Genomic DNA, 14,694 nt, shown 5'->3' on the forward strand with positions numbered 1-14,694 from the left:
CTTCATCGTTCGACTTGCATGTGTTAAGCACGCCGCCAGCGTTCGTCCTGAGCCAGGATCAAACTCTCCGTGAATGTTTTCCCGTAATCGGGATGACACCACGAGAGCGGTGCGAGAGGAGGAATGATCCTCTCGCACACAGCGTCCTCGCTGTGTTTTTTCAAAGGAACCTCGTCCCGGTCATGATGGCCGGAGACGGGGTATCAACATATCTGGCGTTGATTTTTGGCACGCTGTTGAGTTCTCAAGGAACGGTCGCTTCCTTTGTACTCACCCTCTCGGGCTTTCCTCCGGGCTTCCCTTCGGTGTTCCAAACTCTATCAGTGTTTTTCCGTCTCCCTGACCACCGTTCTGCGGACATGCAGAACGCGACCCGGGATAGGATCTGACGAGTATGGGTGCCTGCCGAGCGAGGACGCTTGGTCCGCGTCGCTCGTCCTCAAGCAGGGATACGACTGTACACGGGGCCGCCGATCGGGTGCAAATCTGTCGGGGTGGTGGTCTAGACCTCTAAGCGGTATCTTCCCTCCGAACCGGCACTTCGTATGACATACCCTGCTGCACAGTGCGCCGTCAGGGACATGCGGTGACGGCCCCTACATGAATCTCCACCCCTGGGAGGCTTCCCATGACCACCGTGACGTCCCCGCTGGCAGGACGCGCCATCGGACTGACCGCAGTGCCTGATCCGGTCTTCTCCGGGGCCATGGTCGGCCCGGGCACCGCGATCGACCCCGTGCGCGAGCCTTCCGAGGCCGTCGCCCCGGTGGACGGAGTCGTCGTCTCCCTGCACCCGCACGCCTTCGTGGTCGTGGACGAGCAGGGACATGGGGTGCTCACCCACCTCGGCATCGACACCGTGCAGCTCAACGGCGAGGGCTTCGAGGTACTGGTGAACAAGGGCGACACCGTGACCCGTGGCCAGGGCATCGTGCGCTGGAACCCGGCTGCCGTGGAGGCCGCCGGCAAGTCCTCCGTCTGCCCGGTCGTGGCGCTCGAGGCCACGGCCGACGCTCTCTCCGAACTCCGCGAAGACGGTGACGTGAAGGCCGGCGACAGCCTCTTCGTATGGGCGTGACGCCGGTGCCGCCGTCCGACGGCGGCAGGACGACCACCGCGGCGGCGGGACCCGCCGCACTACCGGAGAAGGGTGAGATGGAGACAACGCTGCGAGGCGTCGGTGTGAGCCACGGTGTGGCGGTCGGCGAGGTTCGGCACATGGGAACGGCGGTCCTCGAACCGCCTGCCCAGCAGATCCCGGCGGAGGACGCGGAGCGCGAGCAGGGGCGCGCCCGCAAGGCCGTGGACGCGGTGGCGGCCGACCTGATCGCGCGCGGCAATCTGGCCGGCGGAGAGGCCCAGGGGGTACTCGAGGCGCAGGCCATGATGGCCCAGGACCCCGAGTTGATGGCGGATGTGGAGCGGCGTATCGCCGTCGGCAGCACGGCCGAGCGCGCCGTGTACGACGCGTTCGCGGCCTACCGCGCCCTGCTGGCCGGTGCCGGTGAGTACCTGGCCGGGCGGGTGGCCGACCTGGACGACGTGCGGAATCGTATCGTCGCCCGGCTGCTGGGGGTTCCGATGCCCGGGGTTCCGGACAGTGACGAGCCGTACGTCCTGATCGCGCGGGACCTCGCGCCCGCGGACACGGCGCTGCTGGACCCGACGCTGGTGCTCGGTTTCGTCACCGAGGAGGGCGGCCCGACCAGCCACAGTGCGATCCTCGCGCGGGCGCTCGGCGTTCCGGCCGTGGTCGCGCTGCCGGGCGCCGGCGAGCTGGCCGAGGGCACCGTGATCGCCGTGGACGGCAGCAGTGGCGAGATCTTCGTGAACCCGAGTGCCGAGAAGAGGGCCGAGCTGGAGGCCGCGGCCGCGGAGCGCAAGGCCGCGCTGGCCTCCTCCACCGGGCCGGGTGCCACCTCGGACGGACACAAGGTGCCGCTGCTGGCCAACGTGGGCGGTCCCGCCGATGTGCCGGCCGCCGTGGAGGCCGGGGCCGAGGGTGTCGGTCTGTTCCGCACCGAGTTCCTCTTCCTGGACGACAGCAAGAAGGCGCCGTCGCAGGACAAGCAGGTCGAGGCCTACCGGCAGGTGCTCGAGGCCTTTCCCGAGGGGCGGGTCGTCGTCCGGGTCCTCGACGCGGGCGCGGACAAGCCGCTGGACTTCCTCACCCCGGCCGACGAACCGAACCCGGCACTGGGCGTGCGCGGTCTGCGGACACTGCTCGACCACCCCGAGGTGCTGCGCACCCAGCTGACCGCCCTGGCGAAGGCCGCCGAAGGGCTTCCGGTGCACCTCGAGGTCATGGCCCCCATGGTGGCGGACCGTGCCGACGCCAAGGCGTTCGCGGACGCCTGCCGTGAGGCGGGGCTGCACGCGAAGTTCGGTGCGATGGTCGAGATCCCGTCCGCCGCGCTGCGGGCGCGCTCGATCCTGCGGGAGGTCGAGTTCCTGTCGCTGGGCACCAACGACCTCGCGCAGTACACGTTCGCCGCGGACCGTCAGGTGGGCGCCGTGTCCCGGCTGCAGGATCCGTGGCAGCCCGCGCTGCTCGACCTGGTGGCGCTGGCCGCCGAGGCTGCCAGGGCCGAGGGCAAGAGCTGTGGCGTGTGCGGTGAGGCCGCGTCCGACCCGCTGCTCGCCTGTGTGCTGACCGGTCTGGGCGTCACCTCCCTGTCCATGGGCGCGGCGTCGATTCCGTATGTCCGGGCGGCGCTGAGCAAGTACACGCTGGCCCAGTGCGAGCGTGCGGCCGCGGCGGCGCGGGCCACGGACAGTGCCGAGGAGGCGCGGAACGCTGCTCAGGCGGTGCTCTCCGGCGAGTAGCCGTCCGGCCGGTTCGCCGGCCCGCGCAGCCTGCCGGCTCCATGGCGGGGCGCCCCGGAGGGGGCGCCCCGCTGTCGTTTCAGTGGAGGTGGCCCGGCGCCGGGCCACCCTCCTCGCCCAGGTCGGGGGGTACGCAGTAGTCGACGTCCGATTCAGGCGAGATGAGGTCTCCGGAGTCGATGTCGGTGCAGTAGGCGTCGAAGACCTCGCCCGCGGTCAGGGGCTCGAGGCCCTCCCCGCGGACACGCCAGCCGTAGACGCGGTCCGCGGTGCCCGGCGCGCTGGTGCGCATGACGAGGCCCGCGGGACCCCGGGTGGCGATGCCCAGCGCGAGGACGGTGGCGAATTCGAGGGCCTCGGCCTCGTCGAGCCGGGTTTCACCGTCCGGGTCCTGGTCGGCGTGGAGGACGGCGACCAGGGTCTCCGGGGTTCCGGTGACGCTGCATACGAGGTGCCGGTCTCCCGGCCCCGCCGTGTCGAGGATGCGGACCAGGAGGTGGGAGGCGCGGGTGAAGGCGGCGCGGCCGATGTCCTCGCCGCAGGAGGCACAGGCGCCGAGCCGGGTCAGCAGGGTGGAGGCGTACTCCCAGGTGGCCCGGCGGACGGCCTCGTCGACGAGGGCGGGGACGAGGTCTGCCAGTGGCTGGCCCTCGTAGGGCAGGGTGGGTCCCGCGGCCGCCAGTTCGGCCGTGAAGCGTGTGCGGCTCGACGCCTGGTCCGGGTCGAGGCCGGTGTCGGCGCAGAAGGCCGCGTACTCCTGCGGGTCGAAGAGGGCGACCGCGGTGTGGCTGCCTTCGGAGGCTCGCGTCCTGAGCAGCGCCTCCACCTGCTGGAGGTAGGCCGTGTGGTCGTGGAAGGCGAAGCTGCGGTAGCGCCGCATGGCGCGGAAGTCGTGCTCGTCGGTGAGCAGTCCGATCGTGCCCGCGATCTCGCGGTGCAGGACGCGTCGCATGGTCCGGTGGTCGGTGTGCGCTGACATGTGTCCCCCTGTGCGCAGTCGATCAATGCTCACTCACAGTAACCGGGTGCACTGACAACGGCGTCCGGGCGGGACGGTCGCGGACCGTGCGACGACCGTCCGCAGGCTCCTGCTCCCGCTGTCCGGGGGCCGGGGCGCCTGCGGCGGTCGACTCGCGGTTCTCAGCCGCGCTTGCGGGCGAGCTGCTCGTAGTGGTGCAGCAGGTCGAGGTCGTCGATCGAGCCCGGGTTCACCGCCTTCTCCAGCGGAGTGCCCTGGAGGAGGCGCTTGACCGGGACCTCGATGCGCTTGCCGGTGAGGGTGTGCGGGACGCCCGGCACCTCGATGATCTCGTCGGGGACGTGACGCGGCGAGAGCTGCTCCCGGATCGTCTGCTTGATGCGGTTCAGCAGGGCCTCGTCCAGGACGGCGCCGGGGGCCAGGTGCACGAACAGGGGCATCCAGTAGCCGCCGTCGGGCTGTTCGATGCCGACGACGAGGGACTCCCTGATCTCGGGCAGGCGCTCGACCGCCTCGTAGATGTCGGCCGAGCCCATGCGGACGCCCTGGCGGTTGAGCGTCGAGTCGGACCGGCCGTGGATGACGACGGAGCCGCGGGAGGTGATGGTGATCCAGTCACCGTGGCGCCACACGCCGGGGTAGGTCTCGAAGTAGCTGTCCCGGTAGCGGCTGCCTTCGGGGTCGTTCCAGAAGTAGATCGGCATCGACGGCATGGGGTTGGTGACGACGAGTTCGCCGACCTCGTCGACCAGGGGTTCGCCGCTGGGGTCCCAGGACTGCAGGTCGGTCCCGAGGCCGGGGGCCTGGAGCTCGCCGATGTGGACCGGGAGCGTCGGCACGGCTCCGGCGAAGCAGGAGCAGACGTCCGTGCCGCCGCTGACGGACGCGATCCACAGGCCGGCGCCGTTCCCGGCGGACTCGTCGTGCAGCCAGCGGAAGCCGTCGGGCGGCAGCGGTGAACCGGTCGTGGCGACGCACTGCACCGCGGACAGGTCGAAGTCGCGCCAGGGGTGCACGTCGGCCTTGCGGCACGCCATGACGTACGCGGCCGAGGTGCCGTAGACGGTGGCCCGCGTGCGTTCGGCGATCCGCCACTGGGCGGCCGTGTCCGGGTAGCCCGGGCTGCCGTCGTACAGGACGATCGTGGTGCCCGTCAGGAGGCCGGAGACGAGGAAGTTCCACATCATCCAGCCGGTGGACGTGTACCAGAAGAAGCGGTCCTCGGGGCCGAGGTCGCAGTGCAGGCCCAGCTGCTTGAGGTGCTCGACCAGGATGCCGCCCTGGGACTGGACGATGGCCTTGGGCAGGCCGGTCGTGCCGGAGGAGTACAGCACCCACAGGGGGTGGGCGAAGGGGACCTGCTCGAAGACGGGCTCGACGTCGGAGCCCGTCAGGGCGGACCACTCCAGGGCGCCCTCGGGGGCCTGGGTGCCCAGGAGGGGGATGTGGACCACGGCCCGCAGGGTGGGCAGTTCGCGGCGCAGTTCGGCGACGATGTCGCGGCGGTCGTGCTCCTTGCCGCCGTAGCGGTAGCCGTCGACGGTGAACAGGACGACCGGCTCGACCTGCTGGAAGCGGTCGAGGACGCTGCGCGCGCCGAAGTCGGGGGCGCAGGACGTCCAGACGCCGCCCACGGCGGCCGTGGCGAGCAGGGCGACCACGGCCTGCGGGATGTTCGGCAGGTAGCCGCTGACGCGGTCTCCCGGCCGTACACCCAGGGCGCGCAGTTCGGCGGCCAGCGAGCCGACCTGACGGCGCAGCTCGGACCAGCTCACCGGGGTCGGCTCGTGGGTCTCGTCGACGTACAGCAGGGCCGGTTCGTCCGGGCGGGTGGCGGCCGCGCGCAGGGCGTGCTCCGCGTAGTTCAGCGTCGCCCCAGGGAACCATTCGGCGCCCGGCATGGAGCGGTCGCCGAGCACCCGCGCGTACGGCGTGGAGAACCGTACGTCGAACCACTCGGTGACGGCATTCCAGAAGGTCTCCAGCTCGTCGACGGACCAGCGGTGGAGTGCCGCGTAGCCGCCCTCGGACGGGGCGCCGTGACGTTCGGCGGCCCAGGCCTGGAACTTCGTGACCTGTGCACGCGCGATACGCTCCGGATCGGGCTGCCAGAGGGGCTGGGGGTTCTCGGTCGACATGGGGCGGCTCCCGGGCTGTGCGCGTCGTGTGCGTCCTCCGCGCACGGGCTGGGGTGTGCGCGTGACGCGGCTGACACGGACGATGCCATGTGATCGACTTCCGCACCAGGGCGCGCCCCACATAGTCGCTGTCATGACGATGTGGCCCAGGCACGGGTGAACGGCAGTTGAACGAGCCGCGCGCGTGGCGTCGGCAATGGCAGGCTGAGCAGCATGGACGGTCGTGACCTGGTGCGTTCGGTGAAAAAGGTCGGTTCGGCGGGGGCGGCGCAGGGGCTGCGCACCGTGCGGGCCGCTTGGCGGAGGCGGCGTGCCGACGCCGGTGCGCTGCCGCCGCGGGGCGCCGAGCGCGCACGGGTGCCCGGCCCGGTGCGGGAGGTGGAGCCGGGCCCGGGGGGCGGTGTCGTCCGGTTCGCCCGCTCCGAGCTGCGGATCGTGGTGGCGGTGAACGGGGCGGTCTTCTGGGGCTGGGACGGGGCGGGCCCCGAGCCCTCGTACGCGCTCGCCGGCCGCTGCCCGGAGCCGGATCCGCGGGCGGTGCTGGAGCCCGACAAGGACGGCGGCTGGCGGGTCGTGGCCGAGCGGGCGACGGTGGCCGTCTCGCGGCACGGCGCGGTCGAGGTGCTCACCCCGGGTGGTGTGACCGTGCGCCGTGATCTGCCGCCCCGCTGGTGGGAACCGGCCGGGGGCGGCGGCGCGCGGTGGATGCAGCGGACCGAGGTGCCCGCCGACGCGCGGTTCTTCGGGCTCGGCGGGCGGGCGTCGGGGCCACGGCTGCGCGACGGCACGTACCGGCTGTGGAACACCGATCCGGGCCGGCCGTTCGGTCCCGGCGACGATCCGCTGCACATCACGATGCCGGTGCAGCTGGTGGTGGCCGACGCGGCCACGCACCTGGTGTTCCACGACACGTCGTGGGACGGGACGGTGACCCTGCGCGAGGGGGAGGAGGGTGCCGGTTCCGGTCACGACCGGGCGGGGACGTGCGAACTGCGGATGGACGGCGGGCCGCTGCGCTGCTGGGTGATGGTGGGCGCCCCGGCGCGCGTGCTGCTCGCCTGGGCCTCGCTGACGGGTGCGCCGGCGCTGCCGCCCGCGTGGGCGCTCGGCCATCACCACGCGCGCCGGGGCTTCGGCGGCGAGCAGGAGGTGCGCCGGATCGTCGCGGGTTACCAGGAGCGCGACCTGCCGCTCGACGCCGTCCATCTGGACATCGACCACTACGACGGGCACCAGGTGTTCACGGTCGACGAGGACCGCTTCCCCAAGCTGCCGGTGCTCGCCGACGAGCTGCGCCGGGACGGGATACGGCTGGTGTCCGTGGTCGGCCCGGCGGTGAAGGCCGCGCCGGGCAACGCCGTGTACGACAGCGGTGCGGCCGCGGACGCGTTCGTGCGGGAGGCCTCGGGGCGGGTGGTGCGCGGTGTGGCGTGGCCCGGGGACGCGGTGTTCCCGGACTTCACGCACGCGCGCGTGCGTGAGTGGTGGGGCGGGCTGTACGAGGAGCGGCTGACTCAGGGGTTCGCCGGGTTCTGGCACGACATGAACGAGCCCACCTCCTTCGCCGCCTTCGGTGAGCCGACGCTCCCGCGATCGGCCAGGCACTCCCTGGAGGGACGCGGCGGCGATCACCGTGAGGCGCACAACGTCTACGCCCTGTGCATGGCCAGGGCGGCCCACGAGGGACTGCGCGAGCTGCTGCCGCGGGAGCGGCCGTTCGTGTTCTCGCGCTCCGGGTGGGCGGGCATGCAGCGTTACGGCGGGACGTGGTCGGGCGGCGTGGCGACCGGCTGGCCGGGGCTGCGGGCGTCACTGTCCCTGGTCCTGGGGCTGGGGCTGTGCGGGGTGCCGTACTCGGGGCCGGACGTGGGCGGCTTCGACGGGAATCCGTCGCCCGAGCTGTATCTGCGCTGGTTCCAGCTGGGCGCCTTCCTGCCGCTGTTCCGCACGCACGCGGGCGTGCGCGCGGGGCACCGGGAACCCTGGGAGTTCGGTGCCGAGGTGCTGGAGCACGCGCGGGCGGCGCTCGTGGAGCGCCGGCGGCTGCTGCCGTACTTCGTGACGCTGGCGCATGTCGCCCGGCGTACCGGCGCGCCGTATGTGCGGCCGCTGTGGTGGGGGTCCCCGGAGGACCGCGCGCTGCGCGACTGCGAGGACGCGTTCCTGCTGGGCGACTGCCTGCTGGTGGCGCCGGTCCTCGGTCCGGGCACGGAGCGCCGTGCGGTGCGGCTGCCGCGGGGCCGGTGGTACGACACGGCGACGGAGCGGGCGTACGAGGGGCCGGGGCGGGTGCTGGTGGACGCGCCGTTGTCGCGGATTCCGGTGCTCGCGCGCGCGGGTGCCGTCATACCCGTGCGCGGGGCCGGGGGCGGGCTGGAGCTGGAGGTGTGGGCGCCGGACCGGGGTCGGGCCGGGGGCTGCCTGGTGGTGCCCGACGCGGGCGACGGATGGGCGGAGCCGGAGCTGGAGCGGTACGTCTCCCGCTGGGAGGGCGGACGGGTGGTGGTGGAGCGGGAGGGCGAGAACGGCGTGAGCGAACCGCCCTACCCGGTGCGTGTACGCGGGCTTCAGGGGACCTGAGTCAGATGTACCGGCCTTCGAACCAGGCCCGTACGGCCAGGGTGTGCAGGGGGAAGGCGAGTTCCTCGGGCCTGCGCAGGAGGTGCCAGCCCTCCGTCTCGTCCGTGGCGGCGGACTGCGGCAGGCCCTCGGCCGGGCGTTCGGGCAGGAGGCCGAACAGCAGCAGGTGCCCGTCGGGCGAGCTCATGGCGTCGATGAGCCGTACGTCGCGGCTCGCCGCGTCGATGCCGGTCTCTTCCTTGAGCTCGCGGACGACGGCCTGCCGCCAGTCCTCGCGGTCGTCGATGTAGCCGCCGGGCAGCGCGACGCCGCCCTGCGCGGGGGCGACGGTCCGGGTGATGACGACGAGGGCCGTGCCCTGCGTGTCGTACACGGGCTGGAGCGCGATCGCGACCGGCAGCGGGTTGCGGTAGCCCACGGCATGGCAGGCCGGGCAGGTGCGGGGCCAGCCGGTGACGCCCTCTCCGTAGGGCGCTCCGCAGCTCGAACAGTGGGAACCAGGTGCGGAGTTGGGGTTGGAGTGCTGAGTTTCGGACACGCGGCGGACTGTATCCGATCGCGGAGAGGGAGTTGCCGGGGGGCGGCTCAGCGGGGGCCGGCGAGCGACTTCGAGGAGACCGGGAAGTCGAAATGGGTGTCCGGGTAGGGCTCGGGCTTGAAGGTGTAGTGCCACCATTCCTCGGCGAGGTTCACGAATCCGAGGCGCTCCAGGGTGTTCTTGAGCAGCATGCGGTGGGCCCGCTGTACGCCCTGGACACGCGGGTCGAGGGTGTGGGCGAGGGGGTCGAAGCAGTCGAAACCGGTACCCATGTCGACGGAGTTGTCGGGGAAGCGCTCGTCCTCGGGCGCGTAGCAGGGGACCAGGGGCTCTCCCGGGTGGTACGGCCTGGTCGGCCGGGCCGGGAGCCGCACGATCGTGAGGTCCATGGTCGAGCCGCGGCTGTGGCCGGATTTCTCCGCGATGTACCCGTCCTCGAACAGGCGGGTCTTGTCGACGTCCGGGTAGAACTCGCTCTTCATCGCCTGGTCGTCGAGGTCTTCCGCCCAGCGCACGAAGTGGTCCACGGCACGCTGCGGCCGGTAGCAGTCGTAGACCTTGAGGGTGTAGCCCTCGCGCAGGAGCTCGGTCTGGGCCCGGTGGAGGGCCTCGGCCGCGGGGCGGGTGAGGACGCAGATCGGCTGCCGGTAGCCGTCGATGCGCTCCCCCACGAAGTTGTGCGGGGTGAAGTAGCGCATTTCCTGGAGGATCGTCGGGTCCATGGTTCGGAGCGCGACGAAGTCCTCCGGGGCCCGGGGCTCGGTGTCCGCGCGGGCGGTGGCGCCGGCGGCGGTCAGGCAGAGCAGGGCCGCGAGCACGGTGACCAGGCCGCGCGAGGCGGTGGAGAGTCGTGTCATGTCTCTGCCTCTGCCCATCTCCGGTCTGCCGTGACACTTTCTGACGCTCCATCACGTCTGGCTGCGGGAGGAATCGTGACGCGTACGCACACACCCCTGGTGGCGGGCCGGTTCGCCGGTGACGGTGACGGCTTCCGCGTCTTCGGCGTCCGCTGTGCCGACTGCTCCTCGGTCTTCTTCCCGCGTGCGGACGTCCACCGCCGCAACCCCGGCTGCGTCGGCGGCGAGTGGGCGAGGTGGCGGTGCTCGGCGCGGGCATGCACCCCTGGGGCAAGTGGGGGCGCGGCTTCGTCGAGTACGGGGTGGCGGCGGCCCGCGCGGCGCCCGCCGACGCCGGGCTGGAGTGGCGGGGGGGTGGGCTCGGTGGTCGGCGCGGACACCGTGCGCGGCATGTGGTGGGTGCGACGTTCGCCGGGGCAGTTGGGCCGGCAGGGGGGCCGGGTGGCGAGCGTGTACGCGGCGTGCGCGTCCGGGGCGCAGGCCGTCGACGCCGCGCGGGCGCAGATCCTCCCGGGTCTCGCGGACGTGGTGCTCGCGGTGGGGGCCGACGCGGCACAGGCCGGGGTGAAGAACCCGGCCGCGCGCGCTGAATCCGTACGCGCGCCACCGCAAGCGGGTGACCGCGCGGGAGGTCGCCGCCTCCGCCGTGGTCGCCGATCCCCCGCGCCTGCTGGACACCTGCGCGACGTCGGACGGAGGGGCGGCCCGGTGCTGTCCGGCATGGAGCGCGCGTCGGCACGGACGGGCCGAACCGGTGCGGATCCGGGCGGTGTCGACGGTGACGCCGCGCTGTCCCGCCACCGGGCCGGACCTGCCGGGCATCGCGACGGACTCCGCGGCCGAGGTGGCGCCCCCGGCCGGCATCTTCAGGGCGTCGATCGCGCGGGCGGTGCACCAGGAGGCCGGCGTCGGCGCCGGGTGTTCGGGCACGGGTCGGCGGTGATCGCGGTGCGGTGAGGCGACCGGGCCCGTCGTCCGCGCGGCCTCATGGGCGGACCGGCGAGCGGAACGTCATGACGGACGGGTTCGTCGCCGCATCGCTCCAGCCGCCGCACCGTCCCCGGCCGCGGCGGTGCCGCCTGCCTGGCCGAGGGCGGGTTGGCCGCCCATGGCGCTGAGAGTGGCGCCGTTGACGTAGCCGGCGTCCGGGGAGGCCATGAAGGCGACGGTGGCGGCGATCTCCTCGGGGTCGGCGAGGCGCCTGAGGGCGACCGACTGTCCGGCGGCTTCGAATGCGTCGCCGTAGGCGGCGGTGCCCTCGGTGCGGGTGGGGCCTGCGGCGACGGCGTTGACGCGGACGCCGTCGGGACCGTATTCGGCGGCCCAGACGCGGGTGAGGGATTCGAGGGCGGCTTTGGTGGCGCCGTAGATGCCGCTGCCGGGGCCGGGGGTGGTGGCGGCGCCGCTGCTGAGGTTGACGATGGCGCCGTGTCCGCGTGCGGCCATGCCGGGGGCGAGGGCCTGGACGAGGAGGTAGGGGGCGCGCAGGTTGACGGCGATGTGGGCGTCGAAGGTGGCCGGGTCGGTGTCGGCGGTGCGGGCGAAGCGGAAGATGCCCGCGTTGTTGACCAGGATGTCGACGTGGCCGACGCGTTCGGTGAGGGCGGTCACCTGTGCGGGGTCGGACAGGTCGGCGAGTTCGAGGCGGGCGGTGACTCCGAAGGCCTCGATCTGCTGGAGGGTGTCGGCGGCGCGGTCCTTGTCGCGACCGTGGACGACGATGTCGGCGCCGCGTGCGGCCAGGGCCAGGGCGGTGGCGCGGCCGATGCCCGCGGTGGCTCCGGTGACCAGGGCGGTCCGCCGGGCGAGGTCGTTGCTCATGATCGTGCTTCTTTCTCCGTCGTGCGGGTCGCTCAGCGGGTGCGCCGGGCGGTGAGGACGGTGTCGTGGATGGTCACCGGCGTGCCGTCGGGCGTGGTGGCTGCGCGTGGGCGCGCGGTTCGGGTGAGGACCTCCCACTCGTGTTCGGGGAGGTCGGCCGCGAGGTCGTCGGCGGTGTAGAAGAGGCCGGGTTCGGCCGGGCGGGGCATGGCGGTGTCGAGGTCGCCGGGGTGGTGGCCGACGATCACCAGGTGCCCTTCGGGGGCGACTCGGCCGGCGAGGGCCGCGAAGACCGATTCCCGTACCGGTCGGGGGAAGTGGATGAACGATGCGGTGACCAGGTCGTAGCGGGGACCTTCGCCGGGCCGCCAGTGGCGGATGTCCGCCTGCCGCCAGGTGATGCGGCCGGCCAGGTGGGCGGGGGTGTGCCCGGCGGCCCGGTGGAGGGCCCGGGAGGAGAAGTCGACGCCGGTGACCTGCCAGCCCTGACCGGCCAGCCAGATGGCGTCCGCGCCCTCACCGCATCCCGCCTCCAGCGCCGTTCCGGGGGCGAGGGGCGCGGCCTCCTCGACGAGCGCGGAGTTGGGCTCACCGCTCCACACCTGGCCGGTGCCGCTGTAGCGCCGGTCCCAGAAGGCGGCACTGAAACGCGGGTCGTTCTCCGTCATCACGGACTCCTTCGAACGGTGGGGCAGGGTCATGCGCGGGTGGTGTCGGGGGCGGGGACGGGTCGTGCCCACACGCCGAAGAGGACGAGGCCGGCCAGCGGGAAGGCCGCGGTGGCCAAGAGGGTCGTGCCCAAGCCGCGGTCCAGGCCGCCGGTGGCGGCCAGGACGCTGGTGAGGACGGCCAGGCCCATGGCGCCGCCGAGTTGCTGCAGGCCCTGGTTGAGTGCGGCGGCGGCCGCGATGTGCTCGGCGGGGGCCTGGTTCATGATGACGGCGGTGACCGGAGCGAAGGTCGCGCCCGCGCCCGCACCGAGCAGGACCGAGGGCAGCAGCACGGTGACGATCGAGGTGTCCGGGCCGGCGTCGGCGGCCACCAGCGCCATCCAGGCGATGCCCAGCACCAGGCCGGACAGACCGGCGCTGCCGATGACGCGTTCGCCCAGCCGTGGCAGCAGCCGCGGGGTGAGCTGGTTGGTGGCGATCAGCCCGAGCGTGAAGGGCACGAGTGCGAGACCGGTCCGCACCGGGGTGAAACCGAGGACCTGCTGGGTCAGCAGCGTGGTGAAGAACAGGAAGCCGACCTGACCGGCCGGGACGACCAGCATGGACAGCAGGGGGCCCGCGCTGCGCATCCGGGAGAGGAACGCCAGGGGCATCACCGGGTGCGGATGCCTGCGCTCACACACCACGAGCAGCACGAGGGACAGCACGGCGACGGCGAACGCGGCCAGTACCGGGGGGCTGGTCCATCCCCGGTCGGCGGCGGAGGTGAAGGCGAAGACGAGGGCCACCATCGCCAGGATCGAGGCAGCGGCTCCGCCGACGTCCGGTGAGGTGCGCCGGCGCTCCGTCTCCGGCAGGTTGCGCACGGCGCCGAGCAGGACCGGGACGCCGATCGGGGCGTTGACGAACATCACCCATCGCCATCCCAGCGTCTGCGTCAGCACCCCGCCCGCGAGCAGACCGAGCGCGGCTCCGGCACCGACGGCGAGGACGAACATCGCCATCGCGCGCGAGCGCTGCGGGCCGGGGGCGGTGATGCCCATGAGCAGCACCAGCACGCTGGGCGCGGCCAGCGCGGCCCCGGCTCCCTGGAGAGTGCGCGCGGCCACCAGCGTTCCCGCCGAGCCGGCAAGGCCTCCGGCGACGGAGGCGATCACGAAGACGGCCACTCCGAGGACGAGGGCGCGGCGAGGACCGATCATGGAGCCGACCTTGCCGCTCAGCAGGATCAGCCCGCCGAAGGCCAGCGCGTAGGCGGTGACGACCCAGGACAGACCTGCGCTGGAAAAGCCCAGTTCGCGGCGGATGTCGGGCAGGGCCACGTGCACGATCGAGGTGTCCACGACGAACATCAGCTGCGTCAGCACCAGGACCGCCACGGCCGACGCCACCGAGCCGCGTCGAACGCTGACCATCGCACCGGCCGGCGGCGCCGGCGCGGTATCGGGCCCACCCGCCGGGGCGGTGGGCGAGCTGCCTCGGGTCATCGCACGTCTCCTGATCCTGTGTCATCGCCCGCGACCGCATCGGGGGCGTCTGCCGACACAGTCGGACCAGGCAGATCGAAGTGCAAAGATCCTTGCTGCGGTGGCAAGGTGGGGGCATGGACGAAGAGACCGCATCGACGATGGCGGCGGTCGGGCCCCGCCTGAAAGGGCTGCGCACTCAGCGCAACCTGTCGCTGACCTTCCTGGCCCGGTCCACCGGGATCTCCCTGAGCACGCTCTCCCGCCTGGAGACCGGTCAGCGCCGCCCCACCCTCGAACTGCTGCTGCCGCTGGCGCGGGAACTGCGCGTGGACATCGGCGAACTCATCGGGGCGCCGCAGACCGGCGATCCCCGTCTGCGGCTCAAGCCCGTCACCCGCCACGGCATGACCATGCTGCCGCTGACTCGCCGAGCGGGAAGCCTGCAAGCCTACAAACTGATCATCTCGCCCAGGATGCGCTCACCCGAGCCCGAGCAGTCCAGCCATGAGGGCTACGAGTGGATCTACGTCCTCGACGGCCGCCTGCGCCTGGTCCTGGGAGACAAGGACCTGGTCATGGGGCCCGGTGAAGCGGCCGAGTTCGACACCCGCACCCCCCACTGGTTCGGCAACGCCGACGAGAACCCCGTCGAAATCCTCAGCCTCCTGGGCCGCCAGGGAGAGCGCGCACACCTCCGGGCCCGGACCGTACGGCCTGAGGGCACCGCAGCAGGGACCGGGTGACACAGGCACAGCGGCCGAGGCCCCTGCGAACGTGTACGCCGCCGTCCGGCTCGGCATGCGCGCGGTCATGAC

Annotated in this window: 11 protein-coding genes, 1 rRNA gene and 1 pseudogene; 5 read left to right on the plus strand and 8 right to left on the minus strand. The window is 72.6% G+C overall.

Annotation, left to right across the window (positions count from 1 at the left end; genetic code table 11):
* Nucleotides 1-74: ribosomal RNA gene (locus tag VKA29_RS26620) — 16S ribosomal RNA — on the minus strand; the annotation flags it as partial.
* 554 nt (nucleotides 75-628) lie between these two features.
* On the opposite strand from VKA29_RS26620, the gene VKA29_RS26625 reads away from it, so the two are divergent.
* Nucleotides 629-1,078, plus strand: coding sequence for a PTS glucose transporter subunit IIA (locus VKA29_RS26625; RefSeq protein ID WP_324788528.1), 450 nt, complete (start codon nucleotides 629-631; stop codon nucleotides 1,076-1,078).
* Nucleotides 1,079-1,155: 77 nt separating this feature from the next.
* A complete protein-coding gene (gene ptsP, locus VKA29_RS26630; protein WP_324788529.1) occupies nucleotides 1,156-2,826 on the plus strand; it encodes a phosphoenolpyruvate--protein phosphotransferase in 1,671 nt (556 codons plus the stop codon).
* Between the two features lie 79 nt (nucleotides 2,827-2,905).
* Here the strand turns inward: ptsP and VKA29_RS26635 are convergent, their stop codons facing one another.
* Nucleotides 2,906-3,805 (minus strand): hypothetical protein, encoded by a 900-nt coding sequence (locus tag VKA29_RS26635; protein WP_324788530.1) that lies wholly within the window; start codon nucleotides 3,803-3,805, stop codon nucleotides 2,906-2,908.
* A gap of 161 nt (nucleotides 3,806-3,966) precedes the next feature.
* Nucleotides 3,967-5,943 (minus strand): acetoacetate--CoA ligase, encoded by a 1,977-nt coding sequence (locus VKA29_RS26640; protein ID WP_324788531.1) that lies wholly within the window; start codon nucleotides 5,941-5,943, stop codon nucleotides 3,967-3,969.
* A 213-nt stretch (nucleotides 5,944-6,156) separates the two neighbouring features.
* Here VKA29_RS26640 and VKA29_RS26645 point away from each other — a divergent pair, with 213 nt between their 5' ends.
* Nucleotides 6,157-8,523: a glycoside hydrolase family 31 protein gene (locus VKA29_RS26645; protein WP_324788532.1), complete on the plus strand. Its 2,367-nt coding sequence runs from the start codon at nucleotides 6,157-6,159 to the stop codon at nucleotides 8,521-8,523.
* A 1-nt stretch (nucleotide 8,524) separates the two neighbouring features.
* Here VKA29_RS26645 and VKA29_RS26650 read toward each other — a convergent pair whose 3' ends face one another.
* Nucleotides 8,525-9,061 carry an NUDIX domain-containing protein gene (locus tag VKA29_RS26650; protein ID WP_324788533.1) on the minus strand — a complete coding sequence of 179 codons (537 nt, stop codon included), beginning with the start codon at nucleotides 9,059-9,061 and terminating at the stop codon, nucleotides 8,525-8,527.
* Between the two features lie 47 nt (nucleotides 9,062-9,108).
* Nucleotides 9,109-9,918, minus strand: a complete 810-nt coding sequence (locus VKA29_RS26655) for a M15 family metallopeptidase (protein ID WP_324788534.1) — start codon at nucleotides 9,916-9,918, stop codon at nucleotides 9,109-9,111.
* A gap of 257 nt (nucleotides 9,919-10,175) precedes the next feature.
* Here VKA29_RS26655 and VKA29_RS26665 point away from each other — a divergent pair.
* Nucleotides 10,176-10,831 (plus strand): annotated as a pseudogene (locus tag VKA29_RS26665) (beta-ketoacyl synthase N-terminal-like domain-containing protein); the annotation flags it as partial.
* Nucleotides 10,832-10,929: 98 nt separating this feature from the next.
* Here VKA29_RS26665 and VKA29_RS26670 read toward each other — a convergent pair.
* The 3 genes from VKA29_RS26670 to VKA29_RS26680 are packed head-to-tail and all read right to left on the minus strand — an operon-like array spanning nucleotide 10,930 to nucleotide 13,897.
* Nucleotides 10,930-11,739: an SDR family oxidoreductase gene (locus VKA29_RS26670; protein WP_324788535.1), complete on the minus strand. Its 810-nt coding sequence runs from the start codon at nucleotides 11,737-11,739 to the stop codon at nucleotides 10,930-10,932.
* Between the two features lie 32 nt (nucleotides 11,740-11,771).
* Nucleotides 11,772-12,407, minus strand: coding sequence for a class I SAM-dependent methyltransferase (locus VKA29_RS26675; RefSeq protein ID WP_324788536.1), 636 nt, complete (start codon nucleotides 12,405-12,407; stop codon nucleotides 11,772-11,774).
* A gap of 29 nt (nucleotides 12,408-12,436) precedes the next feature.
* Nucleotides 12,437-13,897, minus strand: coding sequence for an MFS transporter (locus tag VKA29_RS26680; protein WP_324788537.1), 1,461 nt, complete (start codon nucleotides 13,895-13,897; stop codon nucleotides 12,437-12,439).
* 116 nt (nucleotides 13,898-14,013) lie between these two features.
* Between VKA29_RS26680 and VKA29_RS26685 the strand changes: the two genes are divergently transcribed.
* Complete coding sequence (locus tag VKA29_RS26685) at nucleotides 14,014-14,622, plus strand: XRE family transcriptional regulator (RefSeq protein WP_324788538.1); 609 nt, start codon at nucleotides 14,014-14,016, stop codon at nucleotides 14,620-14,622.
* Nucleotides 14,623-14,694 lie beyond the last annotated feature (72 nt).

This window comes from Streptomyces sp. H51 (genome assembly GCF_035656535.1).
GTDB lineage: Bacteria > Actinomycetota > Actinomycetes > Streptomycetales > Streptomycetaceae > Streptomyces.